This window comes from Streptomyces sp. NPDC001070 (genome assembly GCF_053598835.1).
The window spans coordinates 55267-74448 of the sequence record NZ_JBSFLB010000033.1 but is presented as its reverse complement, the minus strand read 5'-3'; the positions used below and the strand labels follow the sequence as shown (position 1 = coordinate 74448).

Below are 19182 nucleotides of genomic sequence, written 5' to 3'. Positions count from 1 at the left end.
GCAATCCACGAGGAAGTCCCGATGAGCAGTACGGCCGTATCGGCCCCGCAGCACGATGCCCAGCCGCAGCAGGACACCCGCCGGTGGTGGGCCCTGGCCGTGATCGCACTCGCGCAGCTCATGGTGGTCCTCGACGCCACCATCGTCAGCATCGCCCTGCCCTCGGCCCAGCGGGACCTCGGCCTCACCGACGGCAGCCGGCAGTGGGTCGTGACCGCCTACACCCTCGCGTTCGGCGGACTGCTGTTGCTGGGCGGCCGTATCGCGGACCTCGTCGGCCGCAAGCGCGCCTTCGTCGTCGGCCTGGTCGGTTTCGCCGCGGCCTCCGCGCTCGGTGGCGCCGCCACGGGCCCGGGAATGCTGTTCGCGGCCCGCGCCCTGCAGGGATGCTTCGCCGCGCTCCTCGCCCCCTCCGCGCTGTCCCTGCTGGCCACCACCTTCACCAACGGAAAGGAACGTGCCAAGGCGTTCGGCATCTTCGGCGCGCTCGCCGGCGCCGGGGGCGGGATCGGCCTGCTGCTCGGCGGAGTCCTGACCCAGTACCTCGACTGGCGCTGGTGCCTCTACGTCAACGTGGCGATCGCCGCCTTCGCCGTGGCCGGAGCGGTGATCTTCCTCCACGACGGCGCCGGGCACCGCGAGGTCCGGCTCGACATTCCCGGAGCCGTCCTCGGCTGCGGCGGACTCGTCACCGTGGTGTACGCACTGAGCAGGGCCGAGTCCGACGGCTGGGCCTCCGGCCCGGTGGCCGGCCTGCTCGTCGTCGGTGCCGTGCTCCTCGCCCTGTTCACCTGGTGGCAGACCCGCGCCGCCGGCCCGCTGCTTCCCCTGCGCATCATCGGGACGCGTGCCCACGGTGGCCCCGTCCTGACGCTGTGCCTGGCCATGGTCGGCCTGTTCGGGATGTTCCTGTTCCTCACCTACTACCTGCAGAACATCCTGGGCTACTCCGCCCTCCGGAGCGGGTTCGCCTTCCTGCCGATGTCCGCGACCATCGTGCTGACCTCCACCCAGCTCTCCGCACGCCTGCTGCACCACGTGGCGCCGCGCCTGATGATCGTCCCGGGACTGGTCATCGCCGCCACCGGCATGTTCGCCTTCACCTTCCTCGGCACCGACTCCGGCTACGCCACGCACGTCCTGCCCGGCGCCGTACTGCTCGGCTTCGGCATGGGACTGGTCTTCATGCCGGTCATGGCCACCGCCACCTCCGGGGTCGAACCCCGGGACGCCGGCGTCACCTCGGCCGCGGTGAACACCGGCCAGCAGGTGGGCGGCTCCATCGGCACCGCACTGCTCAACACCATCGCCACCACCGTGACCGGCCGCTACCTCGCCTCGCACACGACCGCCGGCGGCCGCCCGGTGACCGCCGCACAGCACAGCTCCATCGCCGACGCCGGGGTCGTGCACGGCTTCACCACCGCCATCTGGTGGGCCGCCGGGATCACTCTCCTCGCCGCCCTCGTCGCCGCGCTGCTCATCGACGCCCCCTCACCCCGTGGCCGGGAAGCCGCGATCGAGGCCCGGCAGCAGGCGACCGGGTGATCCCCGGGGCGCGGCACCGTCCCTGGAACCGGCGCCCGGTGGACGGTGTCCCGCCCTGCCGTCACCCACCGACGCCCGTCGGGCCCGGCGCTGACGCGCCGGGCCCGACGGGAACACATCATCCGGGCGCGGTCCCCGACCGCACCCGGATCGATTCGCCGGGCCGCAGGTAGCGGTAGCCGTGGTCGGTCTCCTGGGCGAGCCAGCCGTTGACGCTGCTGAGGCCGCGTTCGTTGATCTGGGCGTCGTGTATCGCGAACGACTGCCGCGGTGCCACCGCGTTGACGAAGTCGATCGCCTCGGACGTCCTCATCCACGACCCCTGGACCGGGACGAGCAGCGTCTCGACCGGCTGCTCGGGGACGTGCAGCGAGTCGCCCGGGTGGTAGACCGCGTCGTCGACGATGTAGCCGAGGTTCGCGCAGTCGGGCAGGCCGCCGTGGATGAACGCGTGACGACCGCCGACCGCCCGTACGCGGAAGCCCGCGGCCGTGAACTCCTGGCCCGAGGACACTCCGGTCACCTCCAGCCGCGGGATGGCCGCCTCGGCGGGGGCGTGGACCGGAACGCCGAGCCCGGCCAGTCGCAGGACGTCGATGTGATCGGCGTGCTCGTGCGTGACCAGTACGGCGTCCGCGCCGGTCAGGGCGGACGGCTCGCTCCACACACCGGGATCGACGACCAGAACGCGGCCGTCGTGTTCGAGCCGCACACACGCGTGGGTGTATTTCGTGAGCCGCATGGCATCCGAACGTGCCGGGCCGGCGAATCGTCCCCCCCCCCGCGCAGGGGCACGTCGCCGATCCCGGCCGCCGCGGCGACGACTTCAGGCTGCCCGCGTGTCCCGGTACGTCTCCAGAACGCGCAGCCAGACCTCGCTGATCGTCGGGAACGCGGGGACGGCGTGCCACAGCCGCTCCACCGGTATCTCACCGGTGATGGCGACGGTCGCCGAATAGAGGAGCTCCTGAACACCCGGACCGACGAAGGTGACACCGACCACCGTGCCGCGGTCCCGGTCGATCAGCACGCGGGCCTTGCCGCGGTAGCCCTCGGCGTACTGGACCGCGCCCGCGAGGCGTCCGATGTCGTAGTCCACCACATCGACCCGGCGCCCCGTGCGCTCTGCCTCACGGGTCGTCAGACCGACGCTCGCGACCTCCGGGTCGGTGAAGACGACCTGCGGTACGGCGTCGCTGTCCGCGGTGGCTACGTGCGCGCCCCACCTGCCGTCGTCCAGCGGTTCGCCCTTGGCCCGTGCACCGATCACGGCCCCCGCGATCCGCGCCTGGTACTTGCCCTGATGCGTCATCAAGGCCCGCTGATTGACGTCGCCTGTGGCGTACAGCCAGCCGCCGGCGACGGCCGGGACCCGGAAGGTGTCGTCGACGGTCAGCCAGTCGCCAGGGGTGAGACCCACCGTCTCCAGACCGATGTCCGCGGTACGCGGGGCTCGGCCGGTCGCGAACAGGATCTCGTCCGCGATCACCGTCCCGCCGTCCGCCAGGGTGATCCGCACCGGGCCGTCCCCGCCGTCCTCCCGCGTGACGGCCGCCACCGAGGCGCCGAGCCGCACGTCCACACCGGCCTCGCGCAGCGCGTCCCCCACCATCTGTCCGGCGAACGGCTCCATGCGCGGGAGCAGCCCGCCCTCTCCCCGGACCAGCATGGTCACCCGGGCTCCGAGCGCCTGCCATGCGGTGGCCATCTCCACGGCGACCACGCCGCCCCCGACCACGGCGAGCCGTGCCGGCACCTCCCGGGCAGCGGTCGCCTCGCGGTTGGTCCACGGGCGGACCTCGCCGAGACCCGGCAGATCCGGCAGCACCGGTCCGGTTCCGGTGGCGACGACGACGGCATGACGTGCCGTCAGGCGGACCGTCCCGCCGTCGGGGGTGTGCACCACCACCTGCCGGGGGCCGTCCAGCCGGCCATGGCCGCGCACCAGATCCACCGACACGGACTTCAGCCACTCGACCTGGTCCTCGTCCTGCCAGTACGCGGAGAGCCTGTCGCGATGGGCGAGGACCGCGGCGACGTCCAGGGGCCCCTGGACCGCGCTCCTCAGCCCCGGCACCCGGCGGGCGTCGGCCTGTGCCACCACCGGGCGCAGCAGCGCCTTGCTGGGCTCGCACGCCCAGAACGAGCACTCGCCGCCGAGTAGTTCGCTCTCGACGATCACCGTGGCCAGCCCGGCGGCGCTGGTGCGATCGGCCACGTTCTCGCCCACCGGGCCGCCTCCGACGACGACGACGTCGTAGGTGCGGGAAGTGCGGCTGGGTGCCTCACCCGTCATTGTGTTGGTCCTCATTCTCTGCTTCCGGGGGGCCGGCGGGATCGCGCCCGCGGCCCGGGGCGGGGATGCGCCGCGGCTGCGCGGGGCGTGGCTGTCGCGTCGCCCTCGCGTTGCCGCGCTTCACGCGACGTGGCTGTCCCGTGATCGGGAGAGCGGGCGGTGCGTCACCGGCCGGGCGCGCGCTCCGTGACCTCCTGGAGGACCCAGCTGTTGCCGTCCGGGTCGGTGAACGCCGCGAACGAGCCGTAGGTGGCGCGTCCCGGATGCGGCCCGCTGATCCGCGCCTTCTCGCCGGCGTGGTGGAAGACGCCGCCCGCGTCGTGGAAGACCTCGCCGACGTCGATGCCACGGCCGACGAGTTCGGCCCGGGCCGCCACGATGTCGTCGACGATCAGATGGAGCCCCTGCACCGAGCCCGGCGCGGCGGATGTGACCTGATCGCCGATGATGATCGAGCACCCCGATCCGGCAGGTGTGAAGTGCACCACCCGGAAGCCGTCGTCACCGACGTAGTCGACGTCCAGGCGGAATCCCATCGCCGTGTAGAAGTCCTTCGACCGGTCCACGTCGGAGACGGGCAGCACCACAACCTCGAGCTTCAGGTCCATCTCGTCCTCACACTCCATCGCATCGTCACCTGTTTGGACAGTGATCAGCTTGGCCCATCGTGCGTCACCTGTCAAACAGGTGACGCATGGCTGCTCGCGTGATCGCGGTCATGCGGTGGTGACCGGAGCGCCGGCCCGGAGCCGGGAGACCGAGCGCAGGTCCCGGGCCGGGACGGCCTGCCGTCAGCGGCGGTGGCCCAGGGTGGACTCGCGGACGACCAGGTCGAAGCCGGGCCGGACGCGCCGTGGCTGGGCGTCCGGGGAACCGGTCAGCCGCTGGACGAGGCAGTCGACGGCCTGGTGCGCGATGGCCTTCTTGTCCGGGGAGACCGTGGTCAGCGTGATCGCGCCGTAGCGGCCCTCCTCGATGTCGTCGAAGCCGACGATGGCGATGTCCTCCGGCACCCGCAGGCCCCGGGTGGTCAGCACCCGCAGGGCGCCGATGGCCTGGAGGTCGTTGTAGGCGAAGACCGCGTCCGGTCGTGCCCCGCGATCGAGCAGGTCGGCCATGGCCTGAGCCCCGTCCCCGCGGCCGTAGCCGGAGGCGGTGGCCACGAGGTCGTCGTCGTGCGGGAGCCCCCAGGCGGCCAGTTCCTCGCGCCACCCGCGCAGCCGCAGGTGGGCGGGCTGCCGGGCGCTCTCGCGACGTGCGCCGAGGAAGGCGATCCGCTGCCGGCCCATCCCGGCCAGGTGACGCACCGCGCTGCGTGCCGCGGCCACGTTGTCGATGACGATGTGGTCGTACGGGGCGTCGTACTCCCGCTCCCCGAGGAGCACCAAAGGCGCGCTGTCGGTCCGGGCGAGCAGGTCCGCGGCCTCCAGTTCGATCGGCGAGAGGATCAGGCCGTCGATCACATGGGCGCGGAAGCCCTGGCTTACCAGGATCTCCTTCCTGCGCTCGCCGGAGGTGTGGTCCAGCAGCACGGTGTAGTCGTGGCGGGCGGCGGCGTCGATGACGGCGCCGGCCAGTTCGGCGAAGTACGGGTTCCCGAGCTCCGGAAGGGCCAGCGCGATGATGCCCGTGCGGCCCTTGCGCAGGTGGCGCGCGGTGAGATTGGGCCGGTACCCCAGTTCGTCGATCGCCTGCTGCACGCGCGCCCGCATCGCGGGGGTGACGTGCTGATAGCCGTTCACGACGTTCGAGACGGTCTTGATGGACACTCCCGCGCGCTGCGCGACGTCCTTGAGGCTGACGCCCACGGCGCTCCCTCCGGGTAGGGCCGGTGCCGGAGGGCCGCGCGCGGTCCTCCGGCACCGGCGCGATCATGTGGTGCGCGGTCCCCGCGCGAGATACCGCTGGGCCACGACCACCACGATAAGGAACGCGCCACTGACGACCGACTGGTAGGACGAGTTGAGGGAGCCGATCTGGTTGATGAGGTTCTGGATGACCGCCAGGACGAGCACTCCCCACAGGGTGCCGCTGACCGATCCGGAGCCGCCGATCAGCAGGGTGCCGCCGATGACCACGGCGGCGATGGCGTCCAGTTCCATGCCGACGCCGATGATGGTCACACCCGACGACAGCCGGGCGGCGTTGAGCGCGCCGGCGAAGCCCGCCAGCAGTCCGCTGACCGCGTAGACCAGAACCCGGGTCCTGGCCACCGGCAGGCCCATCAACGTGGCCGCGTCCGGGCTGCCGCCCACCGCGAAGAGGGACTGGCCGAAGGACGTGCGCTGGAGCACGAGCCCCCCGGCGGCGAACAGCGCCAGCGCGATCAGCACCGGGTAGCCGAACCCCGCCACGGTGCCCTGGCCCAGCTTGGCGAAGGCCGAACCGTGCGGCACCAGATAGGTGTTCGCGCCCTCCTTGGTGAGCGCCAGCAGCAGACCGCGGGCGGCCAGCAGCCCGGCCAGTGTGACGATGAACGGGGCCATGCCGGCACGCGCGATGAGCAGGCCCTGCACGGTGCCGAGCAGGCCGCACACCGCGAGCGGCAGCAGCAGCGCGGGCAGCAGTCCGTACTGCGAGGCCCAGGCCGCCAGCACCCCGCCGAGCGCGAACACCGAGCCGACCGACAGGTCGATGCCGCCGGTGATGACGACCAGCGTCATGCCCAGCGCCACCACCGCGAGGAACGACGCCTGCACGGTGATGTTCTGCGCGTTGTCGAGGGTGCCGAAGGAAGGGAAGACGAAGGAGGAGACCAGCACCAGAGCCAGCAGGACGGCGAGGACGCCCTGCCGCTGCACCAGGACGGCCGGCCGCCGCCGGTCCCAGCCGGTACCGGCCGTCGCCACGGCGGGCGGTTGCGGCGTTGCCCCGGCGCTGCGGGGCGTGGCGGGTGACTTCATCGGGATCGACGCTCCCGGGCGACGTAGACGGCGACGAGGATGATGACGGCCTGGGCCATCTGCGCGGTGGAGTCCGGAAGATCGTGCTTGACCAGGGTGGCCCGCAGGAGCTGCATGAGCAGCGCGCCGCAGACCGTGCCCAGCACACGCACCGATCCGCCGGTGAGCGGAGTGCCGCCCACCACCACCGCGGTGATCGCGGACAGCTCCATCAAGGTGCCCAGCGTGGACGGGTCACTGGCCGTCAGGCGCGCGGTGGCCAGTACCCCGGACAGGGCGGCCAGCACCCCGCAGAGCACGTACACGCCGATCAGCACCCAGCGCACGGGCAGTCCCGCCAGCCCCGCGGCGGCGCGGTTGCCGCCGATCGCGACCAGCTGGCGGCCGAAGGTGGTGCGGTGCACGACCCCGGCGACCAGCAGCGCCAGCACGGCGGCGATCAGCACCACCACGGGGATGCCCAGGACGTCGTCGGTGCCGAGGCCCAGCAGGCCGGGGTTGGCGATCTGCTTGAGCTGACCGTCGGCGAGGACCAGGGCCAGCCCCCGGCCGCCCACGAACAGCGCCAGGGTGGCCACGATCGGCTGCAGGCCCACCACCGCCACCAGGGTGCCGTTGACCGCGCCGACCACGGCCCCGGCGGCAAGCGCCACCAGGAGCGCGGGGAGCAGTCCGTAACCCAGGTACAGCGGCAGCAGGGCGGCGGCCAGGGCCATCACGGACCCCACCGACAGATCCACTCCCTCGGTGCCGATCACCAGCGCCATGCCCAGTGCCACGATCACCACCGGGGCCACCTGCACCAGCTGCGTCCGCAGATTGTCCGCGGTGAGGAAGTGGTCGGTGAAGACCGCGTTGAAGACCACCAGCACGGCCACCGCCGCGTAGACCCCGTACGCCTGGAACCAGGCGGAGGAGGGGAGCCTGATCTGGCCGCGCCGCACGGCGGGGGAGAGCTCAGCCATCGTGCCGCACCTCCTCGCCGCCGGTGCCGTTCTCCGCGGCGGGGGCGTGGGCCGCGAGGACCTCCAGCAGTTCCCCCTCGCCGACACGCTCCCCGGTCAGCTCGCCGGCCACCGCGCCGCCGCGCAGGACGACCAGCCGGTCGGCGCCCTCCACGAGTTCCTCGATGTCGGAGGAGATGAGCAGCACCGCCAGTCCCTCCTGGGCCAGTTCGTCCACCAGCGCCTGCACCTCGGCCTTGGCCCCCACGTCGATTCCCCGGGTGGGCTCGTCGAGCAGCAGCACCTTCGGTTCCACGCAGAGCCACCGCGCCAGCAGCACCTTCTGCTGGTTGCCGCCGGAGAGCTCGCCGACCTTCTGCTCGGGGCTGGAGGCCTTGATCCGCAGGCGTTTCATGAAGATGCCGACGACGCGGTCCTGGCGGGCACGCGAGACGACCCCGGCCCGCGACAGCCGCGGCATGGCGGCGAGCACGATGTTCTCCCGCACCGACAGACCGGGGACGACGCCCTCCGCCTTGCGGTCCTCGGGGAGCAGGCTGATGCCCGCCCGGATCGCGGCGGCGGGGGAGGGGCGTCCGAGCCCGCGGCCCGCCACCGTCACCGATCCTGAGTCCAGCGGCAGCGCCCCGGCCAGTGCCTTGGCGGTCTCGCTGCGCCCGGAGCCGAGCAGCCCGGCCAGGCCCAGTACCTCGCCGGGGTGCAGTTCGAGGGAGATGTCGTCCAGTACGTGACGACGGCGCAGCCCGGTGGCGGTGAGCACGGGCTTGCGGTCGGGGTGGTGGTCCTCGCCGAAGCTGGTCCGGCCGTGCCGGCGCACCTCGGAGACCTCACGGCCGAGCATCATGGCGACCAGTTGCATCCGGTCCAGGTCCGCGAGATCGCCGGTGTGCACCAGCCGCCCGTCGCGGAGCACGGTGACCCGGTCGCAGATCCGGTACAGCTCCTCCAGCCGGTGGCTGACGTACAGGACGGAGATGCCGCGGCCGTGCAGGTCGTCGATGACGCGGAAGAGCGTCTCGACCTCACGCGGCTCCAGCGCGGAGGTCGGCTCGTCCATCACCACGACCTTGGCCCGCACCGACACCGCGCGGGCCAGCGCCACCATCTGCTGGGTGCCGACGCCGAGACTGCCGAGCGGGCGGCGGACGTCGGCGGTGACGCCGAAGCCCGCCAGCAGCGCGGCCGCCTCCCGGTGCATCCGGGGGAAGTCGACGAGGCCGAGGCGGTTCTTGGGCTCGCGGCCCAGGAAGATGTTCCGCGCCATGCTCATCAGCGGGACGAGGTTGACCTCCTGGTAGATGGTGGTGACTCCGGAGTGCTGGGCATCGGCGGGCCGGGCGAAGACGACCGGACCGCCGTCGAGCCGCACCTCGCCGGCGTCCGGGCGGTGCACCCCGGTCAGGACCTTGATGAGGGTGGACTTGCCGGCGCCGTTCTCGCCGACGAGTGCGTGGACCTCGCCGCGGCGCAGGGTGAAGGAGACGTCGTCGAGCGCCACCACACCGGGGAAGCGCTTGCCGATGCCGACGGCCTCCAGCACCGCGGGGGCGGTGGGACTGCCCGGATCGGGGGGCGGTGCGGCGGGTGCCGCTTCGGAGGGTGCCATAGGGGCCTTCCAGGGGTTCGCGGTGTCGGAGAGCCGAGGGGTGCGGGACGGGCCGGCCGCCCGGCCGGGGAGGAGGACCGGGCGGCCTGCGCGGGGGCTCAGTAGGCCCCGGCCAGCGAGTCCTTGGCGTTGGACGCGTCGTAGGCCCGGTCGGAGATGATCACGTCCTCCGGGATGACCTCGCCGGCGAAGAACTTCTGCGCGGTGGCGAAGGCCAGCGGTCCGAAGCGCGGATTGGACTCGATGACGCCGTTGTACTGCCCGTTGGCCAGGGCCTGCACGGCGTTGCGCGTGCCGTCGATGGACACGATCTTGACGTCCTTGCCGGGCTTCTTGCCGGCCGCCTTGAGCGCGGTGACCGCGCCGAGGCCCATCTCGTCGTTCTCCGCGTAGACGGCGGTGATGTCGGGGTTGGACTGGATCAGCTGCTCCATCACCTGCTGCCCCTTGTCGCGGGCGAACTCTCCGGTCTGCTGGGCCACGATCTTCAGGCCGGGGGCCTTGGCCTTGATCTCGTCGACGAAGCCCTTGGTGCGGTCGGTGGTGACGTTGTTGCCGGAGGCGCCGAGCAGGATGGCGACCTTGCCCTTGCCGCCGGTGACGTCGATCATCTGGTCCGCGGCGCGCTTGCCCTGCTCGACGAAGTCCGAGCCGAGGAAGGCCACGTAGTCCTTGCAGGCGGTGGCGTTGATCTTGCGGTCGATGGTGATCACGGGTACGTGCTTGGCCGCCGCGGCCTGCAGGGCGGGCTCCAGGCCGTCGGAGTTGAGCGGGGCGACGATCAGCAGTTGGGCGCCCTGGGCGAGCATGTCCTGGATGTCGCTGATCTGCTTGGGCAGTTGCGACTGCGCGTTGGTGGTGAGGAGCTTCTTGACGCCGAGTCTGGCCGCCTCGTCCTTGATGGACTGCGTCTCGGCGATGCGGAAGGGGTTCGCCTCCTTCTCGGACTGCGAGAAGCCGACGACCGCGTTCTTCAGGTCGAGCTTGGTCGCCCCGTAGGTCTGCAGGGTGCAGCCGTCACCGCCGGCGGCGGACGCGGACGGGGACTGCACCACCTGGGCACCCTCGGACGAGGCGGGGGCGGCGGTGCCGGAGCCCTCCTCCTTGGCGCAGGAGGTGGCGTTCAGGGCGGCAGCGGCGGTGAGGCACACGACGGCCAGTATGCGGGTGGTACGGGAGGTGCTCATGGACGTTCAACTCCTCGAAGAGCGGTGTACGACCTGATCGGGGAAGTGCGGGGCTCCGGCAGGGGCCCGGGAGGGGCGGCCCGCCCCGCCCCCGTGACGGGGCGGGCCGCCGGTGGTCAGCGGGCCGTCGTCGGCGCGGCGGGTTCGCGGGCCGCCAGCGAGGCGACCTCGGCCGCGCTCAGCGCGCGGTCGTAGGCGTGCACGTCGGAGATCGCGCCGCCCCAGTAGTCGACGAGGTTGCCGCCGTACTTGCCGCGGCCGATCACCAGGTGGCCCGAGGGGCCCTCGGCGTTGCAGGCCCGGACCGAACCGGCCTCGCTGCCGTCGACGTAGATCCGCAGGCGGCCGTCGCGGTGGCTGTAGCTGCCCACCAGGTGGTACCAGCGGCCGGCCTCCGGCTCGCCGATCCCCGCCGCCAGCGCCCGGCTGCCGGCGAAGCTGAACGCGAACCTCCGGTCGGCCTGCGAATACTGCAGGTAGAAGGCGCTGTTGGTGCCGCCGTCGACCGACACCGCCGTGCTGAAGTGCCCCTTGTCGTCCAGCCGGACCCAGGCGGCCACCGAGTAGTCGTGGGTGTCGGTGTCCAGGACGGAGGCGCCGGTGTCGACGAATCCGGTGCGGCCGTCCAGTTGCAGGGCGCCGCCGTTGGGGCCGGTCGTCCAGCTCGTTCCGCCGGTGAGGGTTCCGTCGTGGCCGCCCGCGACGTCCTCGGCGACGGTGCCCGACCCCTCGTGCAGGGGCCACCAGCCGACGCCCTGTGCCCCGGGCGTCCCGGGCGGGACGTCCACCCCGCCGGCGGTGGCACCGGCCGCGATGACCTGGCGGTTGACGTCCCGCACCTGCTCGGGGATCACCTTGACCACGTCGCGGTCATAGGTGATCAGGCCGTTGAGCTCGCCCTCGACGTCGGTGATCTGCGTGTAGACCGATCCGGACAGGCCGCAGGCCGCCGGACGGAGCAGTTTGCGGGTGTTCTCCACGTAGGCCGCGGTCAGTTCCTCTTTGCTGTGGGCGGCGTCGCCGTAGTCCTGGCCGCCCGCCGTGCCGAGGATGTGACCGGGGACGAGGTAGGAGTAGCCGCCGTGCTCGCCGTCGACGGCGGCGCGGGTGTCGTCGGGGGCCGGACTGGCCGGGCCGTGGTAGTCATGGAAGTCGATCATGTCTCCACGGCCCGAGTCGCCCTTGGAGGCGCAGCAGTTCACGCCGGAGTGCGCGTCGACCAGGCGCGAGGGGTCCTGCTGCTTGACGGCGTCGGCGAGGTCGCCGGTCGCCTGCTTGCTCCACTCGCCCCAGCCCTCGTTCATCATCGTCCACACCACGACGGACGGGCTGCTGATGTGCTGGTCCACGATCTGGTGGACCTGGTCGATGAAGGTCTGCGTCTCCGGGGTGCCCGCGGCGGCCGTGTTGCGACTCGGCATGTCCTGCCAGACCATCAGGCCCAGCTTGTCCGCCCAGTAGTACCAGCGGGCGGGCTCGACCTTGATGTGCTTGCGCACCGCGTTGAACCCGAGCTTCTTGTGCTGGACGAGGTCGTACTTGAGGGCCTCGTCGGTCGGCGCGGTGTAAAGGCCGTCCGGCCAGAAGCCCTGGTCGAGGGTGGCGAGCACGAACACCGGCTTGCCGTTGAGCTTGATCCGGTTGGTGCCGCCGGCCGGGGACACCTCGATCGACCGCATCCCGAAATACGAGCCCACCCGGTCTTTGGCCTTGCCGTCGGTCAGGGTGACGTCGAGGTCGTACAGGTACGGGTCGTCGGGGCTCCACAGGTGGGCGCGGGGGATCGGGATCCGCAGTGCGGTGCCTGCGGTGCCGGTCACCGAGCCGGCCTTGCGGCCGTCACGGGTGCGGGCGGTGGCGGTGACCTTGGCTCCGGGGGAGGTGCCCGCACCGGGCCGTACGGTGACGGAGAGCGAGGAGTCCGCGACGTTCGGGGTCAGCACCAGGGAGCCCACGGAAGCCTCGGGGACAGGCTCCATCCAGACGGTCTGCCAGATGCCCGAAGTCGGCGTGTACCAGATGCCGCTGGGGTTGCGGGACTGCTTGCCGAGGGCGTAGCGGTCGTCGGTGGTGTCGCGGACCTTCACCGTCAGCGTCTGCGGCCCGCGCCCGGTCAGCGCGTCGGTGGCGTCGGCCGTGAACGCCTGGTAGCCGCCGGTGTGGTGGGCCACCTCCCGGCCGTTGACGTACACCCAGGCCTCGTAGTCCACGGCGCCGAAGTTGAGGTTCAGCCGGTTGCCCGAGCGGACCCGCCAGTCGTCCGGCACGGTGAAGCTGCGCTGGTACAGCGACCAGTCGTGGTGCCGGGCGACGCCGGACAGACCCGACTCCATCGGGTAGGGGACGACGATGCTGCCGCTCAGCGGGCCGCGGGGGAGCGTCGCGTCCTGCTCGGTCGGCTGGAACTGCCAGGTCCCGTTGAGGTTCTTCCACTGCTCGCGGGTGAGCTGCGGCCGCGGGTAGTCGGGCAGCGGGTGGGACGGGGAGACGTCCTTGGCCCACTTGGTCTGGAAGTACCAGGTGGAGTCGTTGCGGGCGACGACCGAGAACGGACCCAGGTCGCCGGCCGCGGTGGTGATGCCGCCCTTGCCGTCGTAGCTGACGCGGACGTCGGCGTGGAGGGAGACCGGCGCGTCGGACTCACCGGGCTTCAGCACCAGCCGGGAGGGGTGTTCGGGGTCCCGGGACACCGTGGCCGACCACCGGGTGCCGCCGGACAGCAGGGCCAGGTGCGCGGCGGCCCCGACGGGGAGCCCGGTCACGGGGGAACCCAGCTCGATGGTGGCGGTGCGGCCGGTGGCCGCCACGGAGGCCTCGGCGTCGGCGGGGGCGAAGCCGTCCGGCAGGTGGAGGGCCGAGTCCGGCACCGGCCGGCGGTCGAAGCCCGGACCCGACCACTCGGTGTGCAGGTAGGCGCCGCCGTTGCCCTGGTTGTAGTCCACCGAGATCTCGTGCAGCCCGGCGGTGAGGGTCACCGGCTCCGAGGTGGTCTGCACGTCCCAGTCGGTGGTCCAGTGGTCGATCACGCTCGCGCCGTCGAGAGACAGGCGGAAGCCGTTGTCGCCCTTGATGTAGAACGTGTACGCGCCGTCGGCGGGCACGTCCAGCCGGCCCGTCCAGCGCACGGCGACGTTGTCGGTGGTGCCGGCGTACGCCTTCAGGGTGGGCAGCAGGTCGTCGACGTACAGGGAGTCGTCGATCCGGGTGCCGGTGTACTGGGCGAAGTCCAGGGCCGTGCCGTTGGACATCCGGTAGTAGTCGCCGCGCAGGCCCGTGTCGGCGGAGGCGGAGGCGGCGGTGGTGTCGGTGGTGGCGCTGGGCCGGGCGACCGCCGAGGGCGGGGTCAGCAGGGCCGCGCCGAGGAGCATCGATACCAGGACGGTAAAACGCGCAAACCGAGCGGTACGTCGTCGGCCAGGACTCATGGTGCACCTTCCGTGGGAGTCGTCGACGCCTGGACTGGAAAGTTGCGGGTCAGGTGTGTGAAGTGCCTGGGACCAAGAGCGGTGACACGTGCGAAACGAGGTTGTACAACGTTGGAAACTTCGGGCGCGGAGAGCATGAAATCAGGCCCCGCCCCCGTGTCCAGACCCCGCGCAGAAGCTCGCCAACGGGTCGTCAGAAGGCTTGCGGGCGCGTCGTGAACGCCTCCGGGGCCGTGCCGGGGCATGCCGGAGCGAGGTCGGACCGTCCGTGAAATAGCCCTGACCTGGGCGGAGTTAACCTGACAGGGCACGGACCGGCATCCCGCGGGGTGACCAGGGATTGTCCAACGTTGGAAAGACAGGGGGCGGAAGGACCGCCCCGGGACCGGCACATGGGGCCTGCCCCCGGGGGGCCTTCCGTTGGTCAGCCGACGGTCAGGTTCTGCGCCAGGGTGTTGGCCGCGAAGCCGTTCACCCCGAACATGCCGCTGGTGTAAGCGTCGTCGGTCGCGTCGATGACGGGATCGGCGCCGTCGCCGAACCAGACCCGGATGCGGGAGCCGTCGGTGCGCACCTTCAGGTGGTAGGTGCGGCCCTCGATGATCGGCGTGGCGTACGTGGCGATGTCCCGGCCCGGCCGCCACAGCTTGACCACGCCACTGGTGTCGATGTTCGCCGTGTAGCCGGCACCCGAGGCGTTCGCCCGGAAGGTCAGGCCGGTCGCGGTGCCGTTCGTGACGGACAGGTCGCCCTCGTAGGTGAAGTCGCCGCCCGTGCGGTCGCTGAGGTAGAAGCCGTCCTGCGACGAACTGCCCCTCAGTCCGGCCGGGGTGACCGTCCAGGTGCCGCCGTGCGGTGTCCACCTCCCGGCGGGGAAGGCCGAGAAACCGCCCGTTCCGGTGTTGAGGTTCTGCACCGTCGCGGCGCCGTTGTAGACGTTCACGCCGAACAGCCCGTCGGCGTAGGTGCTGTCGGTGGCGTCGATGACCGGATCGGCACCGTTGTCCAGCCAGACCCGGATGCGGGGGCCGTCGGTCTGCACCTTCACGTGGTAGGTGCGGCCGGCGCTGATGGGTGCCGCCTGGACGGCGATGTCCTTGCCCGGACGCCACAGCTTGACCACACCGCTGGTGTCGAGCGTCGCCGTGTAGCCGGCACCGGAGGCGTTGGCCCGGAAGGTCAGGCCGCCGGCACGCGCGGTGTCGAGCGTGATGTCGCCCTGGTAGACGGCATCGCCGCCGCTGCCCGCGCTCATGTAGAAGCCGTCGCCACTGGTGGAGGCGCGCTTGCCGCCGCCGACGTCGGTCCACGAACCGCCCGCGGCGTGCCAGGGGCCCTTCAGATTGCTCAGCAGGGTGGACTGGGCGGTTCCCCAGCTGGTGTTGAGACGAGTGAAGGTCGCGCTGTCCAGCTTCACCTTGCCGCCGACAGCGAAGAGCCGGATGCCCTGGCTGTCCGCCGCGGAGTCGAAGTCGACGTTGTCGGAAAGGGAGTACCGTCCGCCGTCGCCGAATATCTCAAGCTGGCCCCGGTCCACCAGCAGTCGCAACGTGACCTTGCCGTTCCTGGGCTTGAGCGGCTTCCCCTGGAGGGTCTGCTCGGCCGTGTCGTACACCACGCTGCGGTCGGCGGTGCCGTCGGAGCGGCTGTGCAGGTCGAAACCGAACCGCGTCGCCGTCGCGCCCTGCACGTCGAACTGGGCGGTGATCTCGTAGGTGTCGGCCTTGATGCTCCCGAAGAGGTTGCCGCCCTTGGCCGCGTTGACCGTCTCGTTCTTCCAGCTCCTGGTCTCCGACGCGAGCGAGGAGAGCTCGGCGACCGGGGTACGGGTGATCCGCGGCCCGTCCGGGGTGGTCACCAGGCCGAGCGTCACCGGGAACGTCGAGTTGCCCGTCCAGGTGCTGCCGCGGTTGCCGCCCTGCCAGGCCATCTGCACGGTGCGGCCGTCAGGGGTGTTGGTGAACGTCTCGGCGGCGTAGAACGTGCCGCCCGCGTAGGTGGTGCCCAGGTCCATCCGCTGCGGCTGGGTCCAGTCGGTGCGGAAGGCCGTTCCGTCGAAGGTGCCGACGACGTACTGGCTGGACGCCGAGGTCAGCACCCACCGCTGCTGCCCGGTCTTGCCGTCCAGGTCCAGCGGGTACATGTCGGGGCACTCGAAGAGCCAGGGTGCCTGGAAGCGGCTGGCGGGAGTCCAGTCCAGGAGGTTGGGCGAGGTGTAGATGTTCACGCCGTTGCCGCCCTGGTTGGACCAGACGACCATGGCCCAGCGATGGCGGGCCGCGTCCCAGAACACCTTTGGGTCGCGGCTCTCGTCGGGGATGGTGATCTGCTTGCGGCCCTTGTCGTAGGCCTGGAAGGTCTGCCCGTTGTCGTTGCTGTAGAAGATGCTGACGCCGTCGGTGTTGGAGAACACCACGATCGGGTCGAGGGACCCGGTCTTGAGCCCCGAGGTGTTGTCCTTGTCGACGACGCCGCCGCCGGAGAAGAGCGTGCCGGAGTGCACCCCGGGCTCGAGCGCGATCGGCTTCTGGGTCCAGTGCACCAGGTCAGGGCTGGTGGCGTGACCCCAGTGCATGGTGTCCCAGGCCAGGCCGTGCGGATTGTGCTGGTAGAAGAAGTGGTAGAGCCCGTTGGCGTAGACCAGGCCGTTGGGGTCGTTCATCCAGCCCGACTGCGAGCTGAAATGGAACTGGCCGCGGAACGGCTCGCTGTAGGTCGTCGCCGGATACGGGAACTCGGGATAGTCCCAGACGGTCCCGGCGACCGCGGGTGTGGTCGGCAGGAGCGCGGCCAGGCCCGCGATCAGGGCGGCGAGCAGGGCCCCGACTCTTCGACGCATGTGAACCCACTCTCTGGACATCGGTGCTGAGTGTCATCGTTGACACATGTCATCGCTGACATCCGATCGATGTCAGATGATGGGTGTGCGTCGGGGGTGCGTCAACTGTGCAGGCGAGATCGAATTCTGACTGTCGATCAGCAGATGGTCGCGTCCTGGCCGCCGCGACCGGCTGTGACTTCGTGCGCCCACGGCGGGTTGGGACCGGCGACTGCGCAGGTCAGCGCGGCGACGCGGACGGCGTACGCACAGGCCGCCGCGACCTCGGCCGGTTCGAGTCGGTCGAGCCGGCCACCCAGCAGGCCGCGCCCGCCGAGGAAGTGGAGCAGTCCCGCGGTGAAGGAGTCGCCGGCGCCCACGGTGTCGACGACCCGCGTCGGCACGCCGGGAACCGATACGCGCCGTCCGTCGAGCGACGCGAGTGCGCCGTGCGCGCCGCGGGTGACCACGACGAGTCGCGCGCCCGCCGCGTGGAACTCGTCGCAGGCCGCCTCGGCCGCCGTGCCCGGCGCCACCGCGCCGAGGTCGTCCTCGCTCAGCCGCAGGATGTCCGCCACCGCGCACCAGCGGGGCAGTCGCTCACGGTAGACGTCCGGGTCGACCAGGGCGGGCCTGACGTTGGGGTCGATGCTGACGGTGGCGTGCCTCCGCGCCCTGGTCAGCAGCTCCTCCACGAGTGGGCCGCCCGGCTCGCGGACCAGCGCGAGCGAGCCGGAGTGCACGCAGGCCGTTCCGCTCAGGTCGGCCCGGTCCAGTTCCTCGCGGGTCCACTGCCAGTCCGCCGTGGCCTCGGCGTGGAAGGAGTACGCGGCCTGCCCTCCGGTGTCCACGTCGGCGACCGCGAGTGTGCTGGGTTCGGCCGCGGCCGTCGCGTCCGACAGGTCCACGCCCGAGTCCAGCAGATGACCGCGGAACAGCCGGCCGAAGACGTCGCCCGACAGCCGGGCCAGCAGCCGGGTCGGCGTGCCGAGACGGGCCAGGCCCACAGCGGTGTTGGCGGGGCCTCCGCCGGGGAGGACGCGCAGGCTCAGGCCCTGCTCCGCGCCCCGGGAGGGGCCCTGCCCCGAGGGGGGCGGGAGTGGGGAACCGGGGACGGCGAAGACGTCGGCGACGCACTCTCCCAGCACAGTGACCGGACGCGGCTGCATGCGAGGGTTCCTCCAGGTGGGACGTGGGGCGGGGGTCGGGGCCGACCCGCGGGCCGGGCGGCGCCCGTGGGTGACGATCCGTTGTGTTGCCAACTCGTGTTCGCCACAAGGCATTGACGTTGCCGGAGCGGGAGTCCATCATCCTCCGCAAGCGGTGTCAACGATGACATGTGTCAACGATGGCACCGACTCCGGCGATGTCTCTCGCCGCCCGCAGCGCTGCACGGTCGTCCCGCTCACTGCTTCCCGTAGGAGTCGCACATGTCCCGTAGAGCCCGCCCGGCCCTCGTCATCGGCGCCGCCGGCCTCGCCCTGTCCCTGGCGGCCTGCGGAGCCGGTTCCGGTGGTGGCTCCCCTTCCGGGGGCAAGGTCAAGGTCGGCCTGATCACCAAGACCGACACCAATCCCTACTTCGTCAAGATGAAGGAGGGCGCCGAGCAGGCCGCCAAGAGCGAGAACGTCGAGCTGACCACCGCGGCGGGCAAGTTCGACGGCGACAACGCCGGCCAGGTCACCGCCCTGGAGAACATGGTCGCCGCCGGCGTCAAGGGCGTGCTGATCACCCCCAACGACTCCAAGGCCATCGTCCCCGCGATCGCGAAGGCCCGCGCCAAGGGTGTGCTGGTCATCGCCCTGGACACCCCGCCGGAGCCGGAGAACGCGGCCGACGCCCTCTTCGCCACCGACAACGTGAAGGCCGGCGAACTCATCGGCGCGTACGCCAAGGCCGCCATGGCCGGCAAGAAGGCGAAGATCGCCACGCTGGACCTCGCCCCCGGCGTGTCGGTGGGCGTGCAGCGGCACGAGGGCTTCATCAAGGGCTTCGGCGTCGGCGCCTCGGACCCCTCGATCGTCTGCTCCCAGGACACCGGCGGCGACCAGGCCAAGGGCCAGACCGCCATGGAGAACTGCCTGCAGAAGGCGCCGGACATCAACCTCGTCTACGCGATCAACGAGCCCGCGGCGCTCGGTGCCTACACCGCCGTCAAGGCCAAGGGACGCGAGAAGGACGTCATGATCGTCGCCATCGACGGCGGCTGCACCGGCGTGCAGGCGGTCAAGGACGGGAAGATCGCGGCGACTTCGCAGCAGTACCCGCTGAAGATGGCCGCCGACGGTGTCAAGGCGGTCGCCGAGTACGCCAAGAGCGGCAAGAAGAGCAGCGGTTACACCGACACCGGCGTCACCCTGATCACCGACAAGCAGCAGACGGGCACGGAGTCCAAGGACACCGGTTTCGGCCTGCAGAACTGCTGGGGCTGAGC

At 71.4% G+C, this 19182-nt stretch carries 13 protein-coding genes; 2 read left to right on the top strand and 11 right to left on the bottom strand.

From position 1 onward, the window contains the following. Positions 1-21 precede the first annotated feature (21 nt). Positions 22-1548 (top strand): MFS transporter, encoded by a 1527-nt coding sequence (locus ACWDAS_RS32960; protein ID WP_450398260.1) that lies wholly within the window; start codon positions 22-24, stop codon positions 1546-1548. A gap of 118 nt (positions 1549-1666) precedes the next feature. On the opposite strand, the gene ACWDAS_RS32955 is transcribed toward ACWDAS_RS32960, so the two are convergent. From ACWDAS_RS32955 to ACWDAS_RS32905, 11 genes are all read right to left on the bottom strand, one after another. Next, a complete protein-coding gene (locus ACWDAS_RS32955; RefSeq protein WP_450398258.1) occupies positions 1667-2290 on the bottom strand; it encodes an MBL fold metallo-hydrolase in 624 nt (207 codons plus the stop codon). Between the two features lie 84 nt (positions 2291-2374). Next, positions 2375-3859: a dihydrolipoyl dehydrogenase family protein gene (locus tag ACWDAS_RS32950; protein ID WP_450398256.1), complete on the bottom strand. Its 1485-nt coding sequence runs from the start codon at positions 3857-3859 to the stop codon at positions 2375-2377. A gap of 149 nt (positions 3860-4008) precedes the next feature. Continuing rightward, positions 4009-4452 (bottom strand): VOC family protein, encoded by a 444-nt coding sequence (locus ACWDAS_RS32945; RefSeq protein ID WP_450398295.1) that lies wholly within the window; start codon positions 4450-4452, stop codon positions 4009-4011. 183 nt (positions 4453-4635) lie between these two features. Next, a complete protein-coding gene (locus tag ACWDAS_RS32940; RefSeq protein WP_450398254.1) occupies positions 4636-5652 on the bottom strand; it encodes a LacI family DNA-binding transcriptional regulator in 1017 nt (338 codons plus the stop codon). 63 nt (positions 5653-5715) lie between these two features. Then, a complete protein-coding gene (locus tag ACWDAS_RS32935) occupies positions 5716-6747 on the bottom strand; it encodes an ABC transporter permease (RefSeq protein ID WP_450398253.1) in 1032 nt (343 codons plus the stop codon). Continuing rightward, positions 6744-7712: an ABC transporter permease gene (locus ACWDAS_RS32930; RefSeq protein WP_450398251.1), complete on the bottom strand. Its 969-nt coding sequence runs from the start codon at positions 7710-7712 to the stop codon at positions 6744-6746. Before ACWDAS_RS32930 ends, ACWDAS_RS32935 begins: the two co-directional genes overlap by 4 nt. Then, positions 7705-9318: a sugar ABC transporter ATP-binding protein gene (locus ACWDAS_RS32925; protein WP_450398249.1), complete on the bottom strand. Its 1614-nt coding sequence runs from the start codon at positions 9316-9318 to the stop codon at positions 7705-7707. The genes ACWDAS_RS32930 and ACWDAS_RS32925 overlap by 8 nt, the downstream gene beginning before the upstream one ends. A 98-nt stretch (positions 9319-9416) precedes the next feature. Next, positions 9417-10505 (bottom strand): ABC transporter substrate-binding protein, encoded by a 1089-nt coding sequence (locus ACWDAS_RS32920; protein WP_450398248.1) that lies wholly within the window; start codon positions 10503-10505, stop codon positions 9417-9419. Between the two features lie 116 nt (positions 10506-10621). Then, a complete protein-coding gene (locus ACWDAS_RS32915; RefSeq protein WP_450398246.1) occupies positions 10622-13873 on the bottom strand; it encodes a LamG-like jellyroll fold domain-containing protein in 3252 nt (1083 codons plus the stop codon). Between the two features lie 481 nt (positions 13874-14354). Then, on the bottom strand, positions 14355-16769 hold the full coding sequence (locus tag ACWDAS_RS32910; RefSeq protein WP_450398244.1) for a glycoside hydrolase family 32 protein: 2415 nt from the start codon (positions 16767-16769) through the stop codon (positions 14355-14357). A gap of 137 nt (positions 16770-16906) precedes the next feature. Next, positions 16907-17917: a carbohydrate kinase family protein gene (locus ACWDAS_RS32905; RefSeq protein ID WP_450398242.1), complete on the bottom strand. Its 1011-nt coding sequence runs from the start codon at positions 17915-17917 to the stop codon at positions 16907-16909. A gap of 261 nt (positions 17918-18178) precedes the next feature. On the opposite strand from ACWDAS_RS32905, the gene ACWDAS_RS32900 reads away from it, so the two are divergent. Further along, positions 18179-19180 (top strand): substrate-binding domain-containing protein, encoded by a 1002-nt coding sequence (locus ACWDAS_RS32900; protein WP_450398240.1) that lies wholly within the window; start codon positions 18179-18181, stop codon positions 19178-19180. Positions 19181-19182 lie beyond the last annotated feature (2 nt).